Annotated in this window: 18 protein-coding genes and 1 tRNA gene; 7 read left to right on the forward strand and 12 right to left on the reverse strand. The window is 71.0% G+C overall.

Annotated features, from left to right (window positions below):
* Positions 1-32: 32 nt before the first annotated feature.
* The 5 genes from OG357_RS19585 to OG357_RS19605 all read right to left on the reverse strand — a co-directional run bounded on the left by OG357_RS19585 (position 33) and on the right by OG357_RS19605 (position 5959).
* Positions 33-1499, reverse strand: coding sequence for a peptidoglycan D,D-transpeptidase FtsI family protein (locus tag OG357_RS19585; RefSeq protein WP_329622372.1), 1467 nt, complete (start codon positions 1497-1499; stop codon positions 33-35).
* Positions 1496-2935, reverse strand: a complete 1440-nt coding sequence (locus OG357_RS19590; protein WP_329622373.1) for an FtsW/RodA/SpoVE family cell cycle protein — start codon at positions 2933-2935, stop codon at positions 1496-1498. Before OG357_RS19590 ends, OG357_RS19585 begins: the two co-directional genes overlap by 4 nt.
* Before the next feature lie 26 nt (positions 2936-2961).
* Positions 2962-4455: a Stp1/IreP family PP2C-type Ser/Thr phosphatase gene (locus OG357_RS19595; RefSeq protein WP_317597144.1), complete on the reverse strand. Its 1494-nt coding sequence runs from the start codon at positions 4453-4455 to the stop codon at positions 2962-2964.
* 87 nt (positions 4456-4542) lie between these two features.
* Positions 4543-5067 carry an FHA domain-containing protein FhaB/FipA gene (locus OG357_RS19600; RefSeq protein ID WP_329622374.1) on the reverse strand — a complete coding sequence of 175 codons (525 nt, stop codon included), beginning with the start codon at positions 5065-5067 and terminating at the stop codon, positions 4543-4545.
* Positions 5068-5077: 10 nt separating this feature from the next.
* The gene (locus tag OG357_RS19605) at positions 5078-5959 is read right to left on the reverse strand and encodes a DUF3662 and FHA domain-containing protein (RefSeq protein ID WP_329622375.1); all 882 of its coding nucleotides are present in this window, start codon (positions 5957-5959) and stop codon (positions 5078-5080) included.
* 531 nt (positions 5960-6490) lie between these two features.
* Between OG357_RS19605 and OG357_RS19610 the strand changes: the two genes are divergently transcribed.
* The 3 genes from OG357_RS19610 to OG357_RS19620 all read left to right on the forward strand — a co-directional run bounded on the left by OG357_RS19610 (position 6491) and on the right by OG357_RS19620 (position 9342).
* Positions 6491-6577, forward strand: a tRNA-Leu gene (locus OG357_RS19610).
* A gap of 281 nt (positions 6578-6858) precedes the next feature.
* A complete protein-coding gene (locus OG357_RS19615) occupies positions 6859-8643 on the forward strand; it encodes a sensor histidine kinase (RefSeq protein WP_443066700.1) in 1785 nt (594 codons plus the stop codon).
* A 39-nt stretch (positions 8644-8682) separates the two neighbouring features.
* Positions 8683-9342 (forward strand): response regulator transcription factor, encoded by a 660-nt coding sequence (locus tag OG357_RS19620; protein ID WP_329622376.1) that lies wholly within the window; start codon positions 8683-8685, stop codon positions 9340-9342.
* A 55-nt stretch (positions 9343-9397) separates the two neighbouring features.
* Here the strand turns inward: OG357_RS19620 and OG357_RS19625 are convergent, their stop codons facing one another.
* Positions 9398-9865: a MarR family winged helix-turn-helix transcriptional regulator gene (locus OG357_RS19625; protein ID WP_329622377.1), complete on the reverse strand. Its 468-nt coding sequence runs from the start codon at positions 9863-9865 to the stop codon at positions 9398-9400.
* A 47-nt stretch (positions 9866-9912) separates the two neighbouring features.
* Here OG357_RS19625 and OG357_RS19630 point away from each other — a divergent pair, with 47 nt between their 5' ends.
* The 4 genes from OG357_RS19630 to OG357_RS19645 all read left to right on the forward strand — a co-directional run bounded on the left by OG357_RS19630 (position 9913) and on the right by OG357_RS19645 (position 14118).
* Positions 9913-11043, forward strand: a complete 1131-nt coding sequence (locus OG357_RS19630) for a hypothetical protein (RefSeq protein WP_443066701.1) — start codon at positions 9913-9915, stop codon at positions 11041-11043.
* Between the two features lie 103 nt (positions 11044-11146).
* A complete protein-coding gene (locus tag OG357_RS19635) occupies positions 11147-12610 on the forward strand; it encodes a DUF2252 domain-containing protein (protein ID WP_329622379.1) in 1464 nt (487 codons plus the stop codon).
* A gap of 290 nt (positions 12611-12900) precedes the next feature.
* Positions 12901-13716, forward strand: coding sequence for a hypothetical protein (locus tag OG357_RS19640; protein WP_329622380.1), 816 nt, complete (start codon positions 12901-12903; stop codon positions 13714-13716).
* 57 nt (positions 13717-13773) lie between these two features.
* Positions 13774-14118 (forward strand): rhodanese-like domain-containing protein, encoded by a 345-nt coding sequence (locus OG357_RS19645; RefSeq protein ID WP_329622381.1) that lies wholly within the window; start codon positions 13774-13776, stop codon positions 14116-14118.
* A gap of 34 nt (positions 14119-14152) precedes the next feature.
* Here the strand turns inward: OG357_RS19645 and OG357_RS19650 are convergent, their stop codons facing one another.
* The 6 genes from OG357_RS19650 to paaA form a co-directional block, all read right to left on the reverse strand.
* On the reverse strand, positions 14153-15283 hold the full coding sequence (locus tag OG357_RS19650; RefSeq protein ID WP_329622382.1) for an acyl-CoA dehydrogenase family protein: 1131 nt from the start codon (positions 15281-15283) through the stop codon (positions 14153-14155).
* A 98-nt stretch (positions 15284-15381) separates the two neighbouring features.
* A complete protein-coding gene (locus OG357_RS19655; protein ID WP_329622383.1) occupies positions 15382-16470 on the reverse strand; it encodes a 2Fe-2S iron-sulfur cluster-binding protein in 1089 nt (362 codons plus the stop codon).
* Entirely contained in the window at positions 16471-16968 is a 498-nt protein-coding gene (paaD, locus tag OG357_RS19660; RefSeq protein ID WP_329622384.1) for a 1,2-phenylacetyl-CoA epoxidase subunit PaaD, read from the reverse strand.
* On the reverse strand, positions 16962-17699 hold the full coding sequence (gene paaC / locus OG357_RS19665) for a 1,2-phenylacetyl-CoA epoxidase subunit PaaC (RefSeq protein WP_329622385.1): 738 nt from the start codon (positions 17697-17699) through the stop codon (positions 16962-16964). Before paaC ends, paaD begins: the two co-directional genes overlap by 7 nt.
* Complete coding sequence (gene paaB / locus OG357_RS19670; protein ID WP_309057055.1) at positions 17696-17983, reverse strand: 1,2-phenylacetyl-CoA epoxidase subunit PaaB; 288 nt, start codon at positions 17981-17983, stop codon at positions 17696-17698. Before paaB ends, paaC begins: the two co-directional genes overlap by 4 nt.
* On the reverse strand, positions 17980-18996 hold the full coding sequence (paaA, locus tag OG357_RS19675; protein WP_317597124.1) for a 1,2-phenylacetyl-CoA epoxidase subunit PaaA: 1017 nt from the start codon (positions 18994-18996) through the stop codon (positions 17980-17982). Before paaA ends, paaB begins: the two co-directional genes overlap by 4 nt.
* Positions 18997-19064 lie beyond the last annotated feature (68 nt).

Here is a 19064-nt window from a genome sequence, read left to right on the forward strand (position 1 = left end):
GTACCGTCTCGGTGGTTCGTACCGTTCCGGGATCAGCCCCGGCTCTTGAGAACCGCCTTCATGACGTCCTTCGCGATCGGGGCGGCCAGGCCGCCACCGCTGATGTCCTCGCGGTTGGTGCCCTCGGAGTCCTCGACGATCACGGCCACGGCGACCGGGGAGCCCTGGTCGGTCTTGGCATACGAGATGAACCAGGCGTACGGACGCTTGGCGTTCTTCTCGCCGTGCTGGGCGGTACCCGTCTTGCCGCCGACCTTGACGCCGTCCATGTTCAGGTCCGCGTTGCCGCCGGTGCCCTTGGAGACGACGTTCTCCATCATCTGCTGGAGCTTTTGGGCGTTCTCCGGGGAGACCGGCCGGCTCATCTCCTCCGGGTCGTTCTGCTTGATGACGTCGAGGTTCGGGGCGACCAGCTTGTCGACCATGTACGGCTTCATCAGCTTGCCGTCGTTGGCGATCGCCGCCGTGACCATCGCCATCTGGAGCGGGGTGGTCGCGGTGTTGAACTGGCCGATGGAGGAGAGCGCGTTGCCGCCGCGGTCCATCTGCTTGTCGTAGACGGAGGCGGCGGAGCGGACCGGAGTGAACTGCTCGGCGTTGAAACCGAACTTCTCGGCCATCTCCACCATCTTGTCGCGACCGACGTCGTCACCGAGCTTCGCGAAGACCGAGTTGCAGGAGATCCGCAGCGCCTCGTTGAGGCTCGCGTTGGCACAGCCGCCCGAGTGGTTCTTCATCGGGACCGTGGAGAGCGGGATCTTCCAGCCCTCGGGGGTCTCGGTCGCCGCGTTGATGTCGGTGACCTTGCCGGCCTCCAGCGCCGCGGCGGCGGTGACGACCTTGAAGACGGAGCCGGGCGGGTAGATCTCGCGGATCGCGCGGTTCTGCTTCGGCTTGTTCTTGTCCTTCTCCAGCGCGACCCAGGCCTTCTCGTCCTTGCCGGAGTAGCCGGCGAACGAGCTGGGGTCGTACGAGGGGGTGGACGCGAGCGCCAGGATCTTGCCGGTGGACGGCTCGATGGCGACGACGGCGCCGGTGTTGTTCCCGAGACCCTTGTAGGCGGCCTTCTGCGCGGCCCCGCTGAGGGTGGTGACGACGTCGCCACCCTTCTTCTTCTCGCCGGTGAACATGGCGAGCGTGCGGTCGAAGAACAGCCGGTCGTCGTTGCCGGTGAGGATGCCGTCCTCGATCTTCTCGATCTGGTTGGCGTCGTAGGCCTGCGAGGCGTAGCCGGTGACCGGGGCCCACATGGGGCCGTCGGTGTAGGTGCGCTTGTACTTGAAGTACTCGTCCTTCGAGTCGACGGAGCCGGTGATCGGCTTGCCGTCGACAATGATGTTTCCGCGCTCGTTCGCGTACCGCTCGATCCGGACACGGGTGTTCTTGGGATGCGAGGTCAGCTCGTCGGCGCGGACGAACTGTACCCAGTTGTCCCGCAGGAGCAGGGCGAGGATGAGCAGGCCGCAGAAGATCGCGACCCGGCGCAGCGGCTTGTTCACGGACGGACCACCTGGGTCATCTCGGCGTCGGGGGACGGGGCGGGCGCGGGCGCCGGACGGCGCGCCGTGTCGCTGATCCGGATCAGGATGCCGATCAGTGCCCAGTTGGCGATCACTGAGGAACCGCCGTACGCGAGGAACGGCATGGTCATACCGGTGAGCGGGATGAGCCCCATCACGCCGCCGGCGACGACGAAGATCTGGAGCGCGAAGGCGCCGGAGAGGCCCATCGCGAGCAGCTTGCCGAAGGGGTCACGGGCGGCGAGGGCGGTGCGGACACCGCGCTCGACGATCAATCCGTAGAGGAGCAGGAAGACCATGACGCCGGCCAGCCCGAGCTCCTCACCGACCGTGGCGAAGATGAAGTCGGAGTTGGCGGCGAACTGGATCAGGTCCGAGTTGCCCTGGCCGAGACCGGTGCCGAGGATGCCGCCCGAGCCGAAGGACATCAGCACCTGCGTCATCTGGTCGCAGGCGTTCAGCATGTTCTGGTCGGTGGCCGTCTCCAGACAGCCGAAGGGGTCGAGCCAGGCCGCCACACGGGACTTCACGTGGCTGGCCGTGGAGCCGACGACCGCCGCACCGGCGACTGCCATCAGCAGACCCATGACGATCCAGCTGGTCCGCTCCGTCGCCACGTACAGCATGATCACGAAAATGCCGAAGAACAGCAGCGACGTACCGAGGTCGTTCTCGAAGACCAGGATGAGGAGGCTGACCGCCCAGATCGTGAGGATCGGGCCGAGGTCACGGCCGCGCGGCAGGTAGAGCCCCATGAAGCGGCGGCTGGCCAGGGCCAGAGCGTCCCGCTTCACCATCAGGTAGCCGGAGAAGAACACTGCCAGGACCAGCTTGGCGAACTCGCCGGGCTGGATCGAGAAGCCGCCGATGCGGATCCAGATCTTGGCACCGAAGACATCCGCGCCGAGGCCCGGGACCAGCGGGAGCAGCAGCAGGATGAGCGAGACCACCATGGAGATGTACGTGTAGCGCTGCAGGACGCGGTGGTCCTTCAGGAGCAGCAGCACGCCCACGAACATGGCGATGCCGATCGCCGAGTACATCATCTGGCTTGGCGCGTCGGGGCTGAAGGTGCCGTAGCGGCGCATCGACGTGGCGATCAGCCGAGGCGACTGGTCCAGCCGCCAGATCAGTACCAGGCCCATGCCGTTGAGCAAGGTCGCCAGGGGCAGCAGCAGCGGATCCGCGTACGGGGCCCACTTGCGCACCACGAGGTGGGCGACGGCAGCGAGCAGCGCCAGGCCGAGTCCGTACCCCAGCATGCCGGCCGGGACCTTGCCGTCCATGGCCAGGCCCACGTTGAGGTACGCGAACACCGGGATGACGACGGCGAACGCGAGCAGCGCCAGCTCGGTGTTGCGGCGGCTCGGCGCCTCGATCGCGCCGATGGTGGTCGTGTTGGTGACAACGCTCATGGTGGTGAAAGGCCCCCTACGGGTGCTTACTGCTTGCCGCAGTTCGAGGCCAGCTTCTGCTCCTCCGCGGTGAGGGTGGGACCCGGGGACGGAGCGGCTGTGGTGGGCTTGGAGTCAGGGGTGGCAGTGCCTTCCGGCGTCTCGGCCGGCGGCTTGCTCGCCTGGTCCGCGGCCTTCTCGGCGGCGGCGCGGCGCTGCTCGGTCTTCTTGCAGGCCGAGGCCTGCGCCGCCAGCTCGGAGATCTTCGTCTCGGCCTTGCCGAGGTTGCCGCCCGCGATCGTGTCCTCGACCTGCTTCCGCTGGTAGGCGGGGAGGTACTTGAGTTCGATCTCGGGGTGGTCCTTCTCGACCTTAGACAGCGAGACCCAGGCCAGGTCCTGGCTGATGCCCTGGTAGAGCGCCACGTGCTGGTCCTTGGAGCCGACGAAGTACTGCGTCTGCGTCCACCGCCAGCCGCCGTAGAGCCCGCCGCCGACGACGGCGAGGGCCAGGACGAGGAAGAAGGAGCGCTTGAGCCACTTGCGGCCCGTGCGCGGCTTGACGAAGTCGTCGTCCGTGTACGACTCGAAGGAGCCCTGCGGCGGCATGCCGCCGTAGCCGTGGTCGTCGCCGCTGCCGGGCGGACCGAAGCCGCCGGCGGGCGGCTGCTGGTGCGGGGCCGGGCGGCCGAGGCCGGAGGCGCGGCCGGCGGGGGTCTGCATCGCCCCGCCGTCGTTCAACTGGGCGGCCTGGTTCTCGGCGACCGCGCCCACGATGACCGGGGTGTCGCTGAGGTGACCGGCAAGGGTGTCGCCGCCGTCGACGTCGAGGACGTCGGCGATGATCACCGTGATGTTGTCGGGGCCACCGCCGCGCAGCGCGAGCTGGATCAGCTCCTGCACGGTCTCCTGCGGGCCCTGGTAGCTGGCGAGCGTGTCCTCGAGGGTCTGGTGGGAGACCACGCCGGACAGGCCGTCGGAGCAGATCAGATAGCGGTCGCCGGCCCGGACCTCGCGGATCGAGAGATCGGGTTCGACGTGGTCACCGCTGCCGAGCGCGCGCATGAGGAGCGAACGCTGCGGGTGGGTGGTGGCCTCTTCCTCGGTGATCCGGCCCTCGTCGACGAGGCGCTGGACCCACGTGTGGTCCTGCGTGATCTGGGTGAGGACACCGTCACGGAGCAGGTAGGCGCGCGAGTCGCCGACGTGCACGAGGCCGAGGCGCTGGCCGGTCCACAGCAGGGCCGTGAGCGTCGTGCCCATGCCCTCGAGCTGCGGGTCCTCCTCGACCATCATCCGCAGCTGGTCGTTGGCGCGCTGCACCGCCGTACCGAGCGAGGTGAGGATGTCGGAGCCGGGGACGTCGTCGTCGAGCGTGACGAGGGTGGAGATCACCTCGGAGGAGGCGACCTCACCGGCGGCCTGGCCGCCCATGCCGTCGGCGATGGCGAGCAGCCGGGGGCCGGCGTAGCCGGAGTCCTCGTTGCCCTCGCGGATCATGCCCTTGTGGGAGCCCGCGGCGAAACGCAGGGACAGAGTCATGCGCACCTGCCCTGTCGACGCTGCATCGGGGTACAGCCGGTCTCGACCCACACTGCCCACCCTCCGGTCGCTCCGCTCATTGTCGTACTACTTCCGCAGCTCGATGACGGTCTTGCCGATGCGAATCGGCGCGCCCAGCGGAACCGGAGTGGCGGTGGTGAGGCGGGTCCGGTCGAGATAGGTGCCGTTCGTGGACCCGAGATCCTCGACGATCCACTGGCCGTCCCGGTCCGGGTAGATCCTGGCGTGCCGGCTGGACGCGTAGTCGTCGTCCAGCACGATCGTCGAATCGTGCGCCCTGCCCAGCGTGATCGTCTGGCCCTGGAGGGCGACGGTGGTGCCGGTGAGGGTGCCCTCGGAGACGACCAGCTTGGTCGGGGCGCCACGGCGCTGCCGCCCGCCCGCAGTGGGCTGCTGCCCACGCTGCTGCGGCGGCGCGGCGGCCTGCTGGCGCGCGTTCTGCTGCGGCCGGGCGTCCTGGCGCCGTGAACCGCGCTGCGTCACCCGCGTTCCGAACAGGTCGCTACGGATGACCTGGACGGCCACGATGACGAACAGCCACAGAACGGCCAGGAAACCCAACCGCATGACCGTCAGGGTCAGCTCTGACATTGCCCCCGCTTCACCCTTCGGCTTGCCGGTAAACGATGGTGGTACTACCCACGACGATCCGCGAGCCGTCGCGGAGCGTAGCGCGGGTGGTGTGCTGCCCGTCCACCACGATGCCGTTGGTGGATCCCAGATCCTGGATCGTCGAGGGCGTTCCGGTCCGGATCTCGCAGTGCCGGCGGGAGACGCCGGGATCGTCGATCCTCACGTCCGCGTCGGTGCTGCGGCCGAGGACCAGGGTCGGGCGGGAGATCTGATGGCGGGTGCCGTTGATCTCGATCCAGCGGCGGACCTGGGAGCCTGCTCCGGCCCCGGAGCCCGTGCCGGGCATGGCCACGGGGCCGCCCGCCGGGCGTCCCGCGGCTGCCGTGGGCCGCTGGCCGGGGGCGCCGGGAGGAGGCGAGGCGGGCATGGGCGGGGCGCCGGCCGGGGGGTACCCGTAACCGCCGCGGCCCTGTGCCTGGCCCTGCTGCTGGTGGGGCTGCTGCTGTCCGGCCGCGGGCGGCTGCGGCTGTGACGTACTCGACGCGAGGGTGCGGCTGCGCACCCGGTAGAGACCGGTGTCGAGGTCGTCGGCCTTCTCCAGATGGACCTTGATCGGGCCCATGAAGGTGTACCGCTGCTGCTTCGCGTAGTCCCGGACCAGGCCGGCGAGCTCGTCGCCCAGCTGACCCGAGTAGGGGCTGAGGCGCTCGTAGTCCGGCGTGCTCAGCTCCACGATGAAGTCGTTCGGGACGACGGTCCGCTCGCGGTTCCAGATCGTCGCGTTGTTGTCGCACTCGCGCTGGAGCGCGCCGGCGATCTCGACGGGCTGGACCTCGGACTTGAAGACCTTGGCGAAGGTGCCGTTGACCAGACCTTCGAGGCGCTGCTCGAATCGCTTCAGGACTCCCATGGGGCACCTCCTCCGTCGTTGTCGTCCTGGTACTGCTTACTGATCGTATCCACGCGTCGGGAAATCGGCTGGTTCCCCTTCTCTGCCCTGTGGACGAGTGTCACCTCTCACAGACCTTTCCCCCGGATCGTAGAGGTGGCCTGTGGACAGTGTCCCGCACCCGGCGGAGGGAGCGGCGGTGGGACGGGGGGTCCGGCCCCGGAGACCGAGTGCGGTCCGTCACCTTCCTCCCGTCTCCTTCCGTTCCACCCGTTCCCTCCCTTCCACCTGTTCCGCCCGTTCCATCCGTTCCATCCGTTCCACCCGGTCCTTCCGTTCCATCCCTTCGTTCCGTCTCCTTCGCTTTCCTGTCTCCCCTTCCTGTCCTTCCCCACTCGTTCCCTTCGGGGTCTCTCTCAGGCCTCCCTCTCTCCTTGTTCTGCGGGCGTGGGGGCGAAACAAGGGATGTGAATCCACGGTCTGCGACGTGCTAATCTTCAGATGTCGCCAGGCGCTCGCACCGAAAGGTGAGAGGGCAGGGAGGCCACCAATGCGCGGGTGGCGGAATAGGCAGACGCGCTGGATTCAGGTTCCAGTGCCCGAAAGGGCGTGGGGGTTCAACTCCCCCCTCGCGCACCAGACGAAAGCCCCGTAGGTCATCGACCTACGGGGCTTTCGCGTGTGTATCGCGGAATGTGAGCCTTCCCACGTCGGGTCCGGGTCGGGGTCGGGGTCGGGGTCGGGGAGTGGGTCCGGGGGCCGGGGTGCAGGGCGGGCCCGAGGTCGCGACTTTTGTCGTCGCGGGGCGAGACGAAAGACGGACGTCCGCGGGTGGGGTCGCTGCCTAGGGTGCGAGCGTGGACGTTATGTCGAAATCGGGGGACCCGGGCGCGAGCGGGAACGAGACCGGGAAACAGGTAGTGACGGGGACGGGGACGGGGCTCAGGGCCGGGATCGGGGTCAGGGTCGCCGCTTGGTGGGGATGGTTCGCCGTACCGGGACAGTGGTCGCGGCGCAGGACCGCCGGCGAGATCTCGCTCGCCGTGGTCGTCGCTCTGCTCGCCGCCGGGAGCGAGGAGCTCCTGGGCGGTGAGGGCTGGCGGCTGGCCGGGGTCGCCGCCGGTGCCGCCGTGCTGTCGCTGCTGCGGCGCAGGCTGCCCGCGGGCGTGCTCGTCGCCGCCGCGGCGCTCGCTCCCTTCCTGCCGGGATTCGGGCCGCTGCTGATCGTGGTCAGCTGGTCGGCCGGCCGGTACATCGCGGGCGCCGGGCGGGCGCTGGCCGCGTTCATGGCCGCCTTCGTCCTGGACGTCGGGGGGACGCTCCTGGAGACCTGGGACCGGCAGCGGCTGCTCACGGTGGCCTTCCTCGCGACCCTCTACTACCTCGGCACCACCCTGGCGCCCGGGCTCGCCCACCGTTACTGGACCCAGCGGCGGACCCTGTTGCACGCCCTCCAGGAGCGCAACGCCCAGCTGCTGCGGGAGCGGACGATGGTGGCCTGGCAGGCGCGGCTGCGGGAGCGGCAGCGGATCGCCCAGGACATGCACGACAGCCTCGGGCACCAGCTGGCGCTGATCGCCGTGCACACGGGGGCCCTGGAGGTGGACCGGGAGCTGAGCGAGCGGCAGCGCGAGGTCGTCGGAGTCCTGCGGAACGCCTCGGTGACGGCGATGCACGAGCTGCGGGAGGTCGTCGGCATATTGCGCGACGGGATCGAGGCGACGGGAGGAACGGCCTCGGCGCCCGCGCGGGCCGGGGACGAGACGGGGCGGGCGGCGCGGGGGACCGCCGGCATCGAGGGGCTCGTGGTGGCGGCCAGGGCGGCCGGAACCACCGTCGGGCTGAGCCGGCTCGGGGAGGAGCGGTCACTGGCACCGGCCGCGGACCACGCCGCGTACAGAATCGTGCAGGAGGCGCTGACCAATGCCTACAAGTACGCGCCGGGGGCGCCGATCGCCGTCGAGCTGCGGTACGAGCCGGACACCTTCGTCGTGGAGGTCCTCAACGAGGCGTCGGCGGGCGGCCCGGCCAAAGACGTGGTGAGCGGCGGACAGGGGCTGACGGGACTCGCCGAGCGCGCGCGGCTGGTGGGCGGCATGTGTCACGCGGGTCCGGCCGACGGAGGTGGGTTCCGAGTGGCCGGGATGCTGCCGTACGGAGCGGCACCCGTCGCCGAGGCAGCGCCTTTGGTCGATGCCGCCGACGACTTCCGGCAGCAGTCGACGAGACCGCTGGTGGGCGATGGTCGTCCGGTCGTGGTCGGACCGGCCGACTGGACGTTCACGGAGCGGGAGCTGGCGATGGCGGTACGCGGGGGCAGAGGCAGGAGCATGGGCGCAGGTGGCGGGGTCGCGCTGGGCTGCGGGATCGCCTTCGGTGCGGTCGTCCTGCTCGTGGTGGCGGCGGGTTTCGGTCTCTTCTTCATGATCGGTTCCTTGGAGAAGGGGATGATCGAACCCGAGCAGTACGACGGGGTGAAGGTCGGTATGACCGAGCGCGAGGTCCGCGACCGACTCCCGTCGGGCGACTCGATCGCCACCGCGGGTCTGGGTGGCAAGGGGCCCGCGCGGCCGGAGGGCGCCGACTGTCTGCTGCTGCTCTCCTCGGAGACCGGTGAGTCCTTCGACGAGGAGCCCGTTTTCCGGTTCTGCTTCAAGGACGGCAAGCTGATCGAGAAGAAGTCGTACGTGGTCGAGCAGCGGTGACGCTGTCCTCGGCCCCATCGCAGTCGTGGGGGAGTAGCTGTGGCAGGGCAGCCCATCAGGGTCGTGATCGCCGATGACGAGCCCCTGATCCGGGCCGGGATCCGGATGATCCTCATCTCGGACCCGGACATCGAGGTGGTCGCCGAGGCGGCCGACGGCCGGGCGGCCGTCGAGGCGGCGCGGGCGCACGCCGCCGACGTGGTGCTGCTCGACATCCAGATGCCGGTGCTCGACGGCCTCTCCGCGCTGCCGGAGCTGCGGCGGGCCGCACCGGCGGCCCGGGTGATCGTCCTGACGACCTTCGGCGAGCGGGAGAACGTGCTGCGGGCCCTGGAGCACGGGGGTGCCGGGTTCCTGCTCAAGGACACGGCGCCGGCCGAGCTGATCAGGGCGGTGCGAGCGGCGGCGGCGGGGGACGCCTATCTGTCGCCGGCGGCGACCCGGCACGTGGTGGAGCGGCTCGCCACGGGCCGGGAGGCCGCGCGGTCCGAGCAGGCGCGGGTGCGGGTGGCGGCGCTGAGCGAGAAGGAGCGCGAGGTGTTGGCCGTGCTCGGGGAGGGGCTCTCCAACGCGGACGCGGGCCGACGGCTGCACATGAGCGAGGCCACGGTGAAGACGTACGTGAGCCGGATCCTGGCCAAGCTGGACTGCGAGAACCGGGTGCAGGCGGCGCTGCTGGCCCGGGACGCGGGGCTGTAGCCCCTCGCCGGAGGGGACGGGGGCCAGGTGGGACGGGTGCGCTCGGGAGGGCGGGTCAGCGCGGGGTGGTGTCCGGGAGGCCGCTCGTGCTCGCGGTGTTGTAGCGGAGCAGGTACGCGGCGAACCGGGCGAGGTCGTCGGCCGACCAGTCCCTGAGGCGTTCCTGGTAGGCGGCGAGGCGGCTCGTCTGCGCTGAGGCGAGGACCTCGGCGCCCGCCTCGGTGGGGTGCAGGACCTGGACGCGGTGGTCGTCGGGGGCGGGCCGGCGCTCGACGAAGCCGAGCTTCTCCAGGGTGGCGACCTGGCGGCTGACCGTCGACTTGTCCAGCAGGTAGTGGGCCGCGAGGTCCGTGGCGCGGCAGCCGCGCTGGTCGTCGATGTGGGCGAGCAGCGTGTAGGAGACGAGCGGGAGCTCGGGGTGGACCCGGGCCGCCGCGGCGCGGGCGCGGCGCGCGAAGGCCGTCAGCTCGCGCTGGATGACGTCCACGGACGCCTCGCGCGGTACCTCTGCGCCACCGGTCATGGTGCGCTCCCCTGTCGTCTGGTGTCGTTGCCTGCGGGTTCGGTTGTATGGTACAACGGTTCTTTAGTTGTAAAAGCCAACCATGGAGGTTTCCGGTGTCCGCAGGACCGAGCACCAACGGCGCGTTGCGGCATGTCCTCGGACATCTGCTCGCTCCCCTGCTGATGTGCGTCGGCATGGGCCTGGCCTACCTCGGAGCCTTCCACGCGCCCGCGCCCCACGACCTGCGCGTCGACGTCGTCGGCTCCGGACCGAGCGCCCAGGTCCTCGCGCAGACGCTCCAGGACCAGGGCGCCGGTGCCCTCGACGTCCGTACCGTCGCCGACCGGGACACGGCCGTCACCTCGCTGCGCGAGCAGGGCAGCTTCGGGGCCTACATCCCCGGCGAGAAGCCCGAGCTCCTCGTCGCCTCGGGCTCCTCCGACACCAGCGCCATGGCCGTCGAGAAGGTGTTCACCAAGGTCGCCGCCGCACAGGACGCCCCGCTCGAGGTCACCGACGTCGCCCCCGTCGCCTCCGGCGACCCCACCGGCCAGGGAGTCTTCTTCCTGCTCGTCGCCCTCAGCATCGGCGCCTACGCCTCGGTCGCCGTCATCGGTGGAGCCGGCGCCGTCCTGCCCATGCGGATCAGGGTCCTCCTCGCCGCCGGGATGTCGCTGGTCGTCAGCCTGATCGGCACCCTGTTCGCCGGACCGCTCTTCCACCTCGTCGACCAAGGGCTCGGCGGAGTCTGGGCGATGTCCTGGCTGTACGCGTCGGGCATCCTGCTCGTCGGCGTCGGCCTCCACACGTTCCTGCGCCGCTGGACCACGCTCGGCGTGATGGTGCTCTTCGTCATGCTCAACTTCACGAGCTCCGGCGGCATCTACCGGCCCGAGCTCCAGCCGGGCTTCTTCGGCGCGCTGCACGCCTTCTGGAACGGCGCGGGCTTCGTCGAGGGCGTCCGCAGCCATGTGTACTTCGGCGGTCACGCGCTCGGCGGACACGTCCTCGTCCTCGCCCTGTGGTTCCTCGCCGGAGCCGCCCTCGTGGTGACCGCGGGGGTCGTGGAGGCCAGGAGGAACGGTGCCGCGAAGGCCGGGGAGAAGGCCGGGGAGAGGGCACGGGAGAAGGCACGGGAGAAGGTCCCGGCAGGGGACGGGATCGAGGAGGAGTTGGAGGAGGCGGTCGCCGTCTGAGGTTGTCCACAGGGCGTTGTCCACAGGGGGAGACGGCCGATCAGGTGCGGCTGTACCGTCAGGGCCGGATGATGTTGGACATCGCATCGGGGGAGGGCATCCCATGGACGAGATCCGGGCCGTGGTGCCGGGACAGCGCGGTACGGACGGGGCGGCGGACGGTGAGCGCGTCCCGCACGTACCGGGCTTCGCGCGCCGTGGCGCCGATGGTGGCGCAGGGGTCTCCTCCAGGGACGCCGGCAAGGGACTGCGCGGCCGGGTGCCCCGCTCCGCGCACGACCGGCCGGCCCTCGCGGCCGACCGGCCGGACGCCGTCCGCGCCGTCGAGGACTCCAGCCGGGACCGGGTGCCCGAGCTCGCGCCGATACGGGTCGGGAGGATGGCGGCGAGCCCCTTCGCCTTTCTGCGCGGATCCGCCGGGCTGATGGCCCAGGACCTCGTCACGACCCCCGTCACCGGGATATCCGCCCAGCTGTGCGGTGACGCGCACGCCGCCAACTTCGGTCTCTACGGCGACGCCCGCGGACGGCTCGTCATGGACCTCAACGACTTCGACGAGACGATCGTCGGCCCCTGGGAATGGGACCTCAAGCGGCTCGTCACCTCTCTCGTCCTCGCCGGGCGCGAGGTCGGCGCGAGCGAGGAGGTGTGCCGGGCGGCCGCGTTCGACACCGTCGGCGCCTACCGGCGCACCATGCGCCTCCTGGCCCGGCTGCCCGCCCTCGACGCCTGGAACGCGATAGCCGACGAGGAACTCGTCTCGCACACCGACGCCCGCGATCTCCTCGGCACGCTGGAGAGGGTCTCGGCGAAGGCCCGGAACAACACCAGTGCCCGGTTCGCCGCCCGGTCGACCGAGGCCGTGACCGATGCCGAGGGCGGCGGACGCAGATTCGTGGACGCTCCCCCGGTACTGCGCAGGGTTCCCGACGTCGAGGCGGCGGCCGTCGCCGCCTCCCTCGGCGGCTACCTGGAGACCGTGTCCGAGGACCGGCTGCCGCTCCTCGCGCGGTACGCCGTCCACGACGTGGCCTTCCGGGTCGTCGGCACCGGCAGCGTCGGCACCCGTTCCTATGTCGTGCTGCTGCTCGACCACCGGGGCGAGCCGCTGGTGCTCCAGGTGAAGGAGGCGAGGCCTTCGGCCCTCCTGCCGTATCTGCCGGCCGTGGGCTTCACCGTGCCGGACCACGGCCACGAGGGGCGGCGGGTGGTCCTCGGGCAGAAGCGGATGCAGGTGGTGAGCGACAACCTGCTCGGCTGGACCACGGTCGAAGGGCGCCCCTTCCAGGTGCGTCAGTTCCGCAACCGCAAGGGCAGCGTCGACCCCGTCGCGCTCACCGTGGACCAGGTCGACGACTACGGCCGGATGACCGGGGCTCTGCTGGCCCGGGCGCACGCCCACAGCGCCGATCCGCGTCTGATAGCCGGCTACTGCGGCAAGAACGAGGAGCTGGACGAGGCGGTCGCGTCCTTCGCCGTCTCGTACGCGGACCGCACCACCGCGGACCACGCCGACCTGCTCGCCGCGGTCAGGGCGGGGCGGATAGCGGCGGAACTGGGCGTCTGACCGACGCCCGCACGGGGGGAGGGAGGGGAGGGGGAGGGAGGGGGGAGGCCCCCCCCCGAAGGACCGTAGGCTGGGTGGGACGAGCCGGAACGAGGACGTGGGCGGGCGTGAACGTGAGCGTGGACCAGGGTGCGAACGACGAGCCCGAGGCCGAGCGGTCCGCGGACGAGCGGCCTGCGGGCGAGCCGTCTGCGAGTGGCGAGCGGGCCGAGAACGGGCCCTCCGTAGGTTCGGAGTGGGCCGAGAGCGGGCCGTCCGTAGGTCCGGGGCGGGCTGAGAGTGAGGCGTCTGTGAGTGGTGAGGCGTCCGCCAGTGGCGAGCGGGGTGCGGACGAGCGGCCCGAGGCTCGGCTGGAGCGGGCCGTGCGGGTCGCCGAGCAGGCGCTGATCGAGTTCGAGATCGCCGTCGAGACCTTCCGGGTCGAGGTGGAGAACTTCTCGCGGCTGCACCACCAGAAGCTCGGCCCCATGTACGCGCGGCTCGACGAGCTCGACGCGCGGATCGCCGAGGCTCGGGCGGCGCGTACCGGAGATCCCGAGGATCTGCGGCGAGCCCAGGAGGCGCGGGCCGCGGTCATGCCCATGCCCGGGGTGGAGGAGCTCTTCCACGACTGGATCGACTCCGACGGCCTCTCCCCCGAGGCGGCGGCGATGCTCAACGAGCGGCCGGTGCAGGCTCCGAAGCGGGTCCGGCCCAGCGAGGAGGCCCGCAGGCTCTACCGCGAGCTGGCCCGCAAGGCCCACCCCGACCTGGCCCGGGAGGACGCCGAGCGGCAGCGTCGCGAGGAGTTCATCACGCGGGTGAACGCCGCCTACGCCCGGGGCGACGAGGCGCAGCTGCGTGAGCTCTCCGACGAATGGGCGGCCGGTCCTGTGCCGGCCGAGGAGCGGCTCAGCGAGAGCGAGGAGCTGTACGCCCGGCTGGAGTGGCTGGCGCAGCGCAAGGACCTGCTGTCCGTGATGGCGCGTGAGCTGGAGGAGTCCGCGATCGGCGCGATGCTGCGGATGGCTCCGGACGACCCGGACCGGCTCCTGGAGGAGGTCGCGGAGCAGCTGCTCGCGCAGGTCTCCGAGCGTGAGACGGAGCTTGCCGGGCTGGTGGAGTAGGTTTTTTCCGTGCGCTCGAACTTCTTCGGGCGGTTCTGACGAGAGAAGGCCAGTCCCATGAATTTCTCCCCGCTGCCCTCGGTGGACGCGGCTGCCGTGCCGGCCGATGGCCTGGTGCTGGACGTCCGGGAGGACAACGAATGGGAAGCCGGCCACGTCGAGGGTGCGCTGCACGTGCCGATGAGCGACTTCGTGGCGCGCTTCGGTGAGGTGACGGAGGCGGTGGCCGAGCACGGTCGCGCCTATGTGATGTGCCGGGTGGGCGGCCGGTCGGCGCAGGTCACGCAGTATCTGGTGCAGCAGGGCTTCGATGCGGTGAACATCGACGGCGGGATGCTGGCCTGGGACGGTGCCGGGCGTCCGATGGTGACGGGAAGCGGGAGCCCGGCTTTCGTCCTCTGAGCTGAGCTGAGCTGAGCTGAGCTGAGCTGAGTCGTCAGGCGAGGGGGTGGGTGGCCAGGAGGTCGCCCAGGGCCTCCTCGTGGGCGGCCGCGGGGCCGAGGGACAGTTCGAGCTGCTTGGCCCAGGCGTGGTAGCGGTGCAGGGGGTAGTCGGTGTCGGCGCCGAAGCCCCCGTGGAGGTGCTGGGCGGTCTGCACCACGCGCCGTACGCCCTCGGACGCCCAGATCTTCGCGACGGCGATGTCCCCGGCCGCGGGGAGCGCCCCCTCGGCCCCGGTGGAGACGCGCCAGGCGGCCTGCCAGAGGGTGGCCTCCATGGCGCGCAGGTCGATGTAGCGGTCGGCGGTCTGGACGGCGACGGCCTGGAAGGTGGCCACGGGGTGGCCGAACTGTTCGCGTTTGCCGGTGTACTGGCTCGTCATGGTGAGGACGGCCTCGCCGAGTCCGAGGGCGAGTGCGCAGGTGCCGGTGGTGAGGAGCTCGCTCAGTCGCTCGCAGGCGCCTTCGGCGTCGATGACCTCGGTGCTGTCGAGGCGTACGGCGTCGAGGTGGAGTTCGGCGAGGAGTTCACCGCTGGTGGAGTACTGCTCGGCGAGGGTGACGCCTTCGTGGGTGCGGGGGATCAGGGCGAGGACGGTGCGGTCCTCGGTGTGCGCGGGGACGGCGACGATGTCGGCGCCGTGGGCCCAGGGGACGGTGCTCTGGAGTCCGTCGAGGATCCAGGTGGTGCCGTCGCGGTGGGCGGTGACGGCGCGGTCGGCCGGGTCGTGGCCGGTGCGTCCGTGGGAGGCGGCGGTGAGGACGAGTTCGCCGCGGCAGACCCGGGGGAGGAGCGCGGCGGCCGTCGACGGGTCCGCGTACCGGTCGACGGTCATGGCCACGGCGCCCGTTTCCAGCAGGGGTACGCGGGCGAGGACGCGGGCGGATTCGCGCAGCACGAGGCAGAACGCGACGGGGTCGAGTCCGGCGCCGCCGTGCTCGGGGGGCAGGACGAGACCGAGCAGGTCGGCGGCGGCGAGGCGGGACCAGAGTGACCGGTCGAGGTCCTCGGAGACGGCGCCCGGGGTGAGGGCCGGGCTCGGTACCGCGTCGGGTGTGACGCTCGTGAAGACCGCCTTGGCCGCCTCGACGGCTGCCTGTTGCTCTTCGGTGAAGGTGAAGTCCACTGTCCTGCCCTCCCGTTGCCGCTCCTGCTCTCTCTGCCCTGACGAGCCGTCAAGATAGAACAGGTTCTAGCGGAAGGGAATGGCGGCGCCGGGACTCGTCAGCGGTCGAAGTCCAACTCCACGTCCGGGGTGACGGGATGGGACTGGCAGGCCAGGACGTATCCGGCCTCGGTCTCCTCGGGTTCCAGCGCGAAGTTGCGGTCCATCCGCACCTCTCCGCCGACGAGGAAGGCGCGGCAGGTGCCGCACACGCCGCCCTTGCAGGCGTACGGGGCGTCCGCGCGGGAGCGCAGCACGGTGTCGAGGAGGGACTCGCCCCGGTCGACCGGCCAGGTGCCGGAGCGGCCGTGCAGGGTCGCGGTCAGGGTCGCGTGCGCGGGGGTGTCGGCCGCGGCGACCGGCGCGGGCGCCGAGCCGTCGTCGACGTGGAAGATCTCCTGGTGGATCCTGCCCCGGTCCACTCCGAGGCCGCGCAGCGCCTGCTCGGCGCCCTGGACGAGCCCGAAGGGGCCGCAGAGGAACCAGCCGTCGATCTCGCCGACCGGCAGGAGCGCGGGCAGCAGGGTGTCCAGCCGCTCGCGGTCGAGGCGGCCGGAGGGCAGTCCCGCCTGCTGTTCCTCGCGGGAGAGCACGGTGACCAGCTGGAAGCGGTCCGGGTAGCGGTCCTTGAGGTCGGCCACCTCGTCGAGGAACATCGTGGAGGCGGCGGTGCGGTCGCTCCGGATCAGGCAGAACCTGGCCTCGGGCTCCCGGGCGAGCAGCGTGGCCGCCATGGACAGGACCGGGGTGATGCCGCTGCCGCCGACGACGGCGGCGAAGTGGCCGGGGCGCGGGGTGAGCGCGAAGCGGCCCATGGGTTCCATGACCTCGACGAGGTCGCCGACGGTCAGCTCCTTGAGCGCGTACGTCGAGAACGCGCCGCCGTCGACGAGCCGGATGCCCACGCGCAGGACGGGGGGCTCGCCCGCGGGGGCGGCGGGGGCGCAGATCGAGTACGTACGCCGGATCTCCTCGCCCTGTTCGCCCGCGCGGCGCAGGGCGAGGTGCTGGCCGGGGAGGTGCCGGTACGTCTCGTGGAGCTCAGGCGGTACCGCGAAGGTGACGGCCACGGAGTCGTCCGTGAGCCGCTCGACGTCGCTCACCCTGAGCGGATGGAACCCGGCCCGTCCGGCGGCTGAGGGCAGCATCTACAGCTCCTTGAAGTGGTCGAACGGTTCGCGGCACGCGATGCAGCGGCGGAGGGCCTTGCACGCGGTGGAGGAGAAGCGGCTGAGGAGTTCGGTGTCGGTGGAGCCGCAGTTCGGGCAGCGGATCGCCAGGGTGAGGAGCACGGGGCCACCGGCCGGGCCCTGGGGGCGGGGCGGGGCGATGCCGAACTCGGCGAGCTTGCGCCGCCCTTCCTCGCTGATGTCGTCGGTGGACCAGGCGGGCGCGAGGACCGTGACGACGGAGACGTCGGGCACGCCGTGCTCGTGGAGGGCGCGCTCGATGTCGGAGGACATCGCCTCTATCGCGGGACAGCCCGTGTACGTCGGGGTGAGGGAGACCTCGACGCTGCCCGGGCCGGTGACGTGGACGCCCCGCATGACGCCGAGTTCCTCCAGGGTGAGGACGGGCATCTCGGGGTCGAGAACGGCGCCGGCGATCCGGCTGAGCTCCTCCTCCAGGGCCGTCATGGTCACCATGTCGCCCCCGGGTGGCTGCGGTGCAGGTGCTGCATCTCGGCGAGCATCCGTCCGAAGGACTCGGTGTGGAGGCCCTGGCGGCCGGCGCCCGCGGCCCAGGCTCCGGTGCGGGGGCCGGCGGGCACGGTGAGCGTGGCCTTGTCGAGGACGGCCGTGACGGAGTCCAGCCAGGCGCTCTCCATGGCCGTGCGGTCCAGGTCGAGGCCGTCGACGGGCTGGAACAGCTCGCCGGTGTACCGCCAGAGGGCGTCGCAGGCCCGCTGCATCCGGTCGTGGCTCTCGGGGGTGCCGTCGCCGAGGCGCAGGGTCCAGTGCTCGGCGTGGTCCTGGTGGTAGGCGACCTCCTTGACGGCCTTGGCCGCCAGGCCGGCGAAGGGGCCGTCGCCGGCCGCCAGCTGTCCGTACAGGAGGCGCTGGTAGGTGGAGAAGTACAGCTGCCGGGCGATGGTGTGGGCGAAGTCGCCGTTCGGCTGTTCGACCAGCTGGGCGTTCCGGAAGGAGCGCTCCTCGCGGAGGTAGGCCAGTTCGTCCTCGTCGCCGGCGAGGGAGAGCAGGACGCGGGCCTGGCCGAGGAGGTCGAGCGCGATGTTCGCGAGGGCGACCTCTTCTTCCAGGACGGGGGCGGCGCCGGCCCACTCCCCCAGGCGGTGGGAGAGGACGAGGGCGTCGTCGCCGAGGGCGAGGGCGGCGGTGGTGATCGCGGCGGTCTCGCGGGTGTCGGGGGTGCTCACAGGTGCTTCACCCCCTCCGGGATCTCGTAGAACGTCGGGTGGCGGTAGGGCTTGTCCGCGGCCGGTTCGAAGAAGGGGTCCTTCTCGTCGGGCGAGGAGGCGGTGATCGTCGCGGAGGGCACGACCCAGATCGAGACGCCTTCGCTCCTGCGGGTGTACAGGTCGCGGGCGTTGCGCAGGGCCATCTCCGCGTCGGGCGCGTGGAGACTGCCCGCGTGGGTGTGGGACAGTCCGCGGCGGGAGCGCACGAACACCTCCCACAGCGGCCAACCGTCGGTGGTCATCCCTGTGCCTCCCCGTGCTTTCCGGTGTGCTTCTCCGCGTAGACCGCGGCCGCTTCTCTGACCCAGGCGCCGTCCTCGTGGGCCTGGCGCCGCTTGCTCAGCCGCTGGTCGTTGCAGGGGCCGTTCCCCTTGAGGACGTCCCAGAACTCGGTCCAGTCGATGGGGCCGAAGTCGTAGTGCCCGCGCTCCTCGTTCCACCGGAGGTCGGGGTCGGGGAGGGTGAGGCCGAGTGCCTCGGCCTGCGGGACGGCGATGTCGACGAAGCGCTGGCGCAGTTCGTCGTTGGTGTGGCGCTTGATCTTCCAGGCCATCGCCTGGGCGGTGTGGGTCGACTCGTCGTCCGGCGGGCCGAACATCATCAGCGAGGGCCACCACCAGCGGTCCACCGCGTCCTGCGCCATGGCGTGCTGGGCCTCGGTGCCGTTCGACAGGGCGAGAAGGGCCTCGTACCCCTGGCGCTGGTGGAACGACTCCTCCTTGCAGACCCGGACCATCGCGCGGGCGTACGGGCCGTAGGAGCAGCGGCACAGGGGGACCTGGTTGGTGATTGCGGCCCCGTCCACGAGCCAGCCGATCGCGCCGACGTCGGCCCAGGTCAGCGTCGGGTAGTTGAAGATCGAGGAGTACTTCTGGCGGCCGGAGTGGAGCTTGTCGAGCAGCTCGTCGCGGCTGGTGCCGAGGGTCTCCGCGGCGCTGTACAGGTACAGGCCGTGGCCGGCCTCGTCCTGGACCTTGGCCATGAGGATCGCCTTGCGGCGCAGCGAGGGCGCGCGGGTGATCCAGTTCGCCTCGGGCTGCATGCCGATGATCTCTGAGTGGGCGTGCTGCGCGATCTGCCGGACGAGCGAGGCGCGGTAGGCCTCGGGCATCCAGTCGCGCGGCTCGATCCGCTCGTCGGCGGCCACTGCGGCGTCGAAAACGGCTTCGTAGGCGGCCTGTGTCGCCGCTACGGCCGCGTCCGACACGCCGGGCGCGCCCGTGGTTCCTGTCGTCCCTGCCGTCACTGCGGTCATCGGACCCCCTACCGACCGATCGTTCGGTTCAATGACTTCAATGGTGAGTCGGGGGCCCGTATGGTGTC

The sequence above is a fragment of the Streptomyces sp. NBC_01255 genome (genome assembly GCF_036226445.1).
GTDB lineage: Bacteria > Actinomycetota > Actinomycetes > Streptomycetales > Streptomycetaceae > Streptomyces.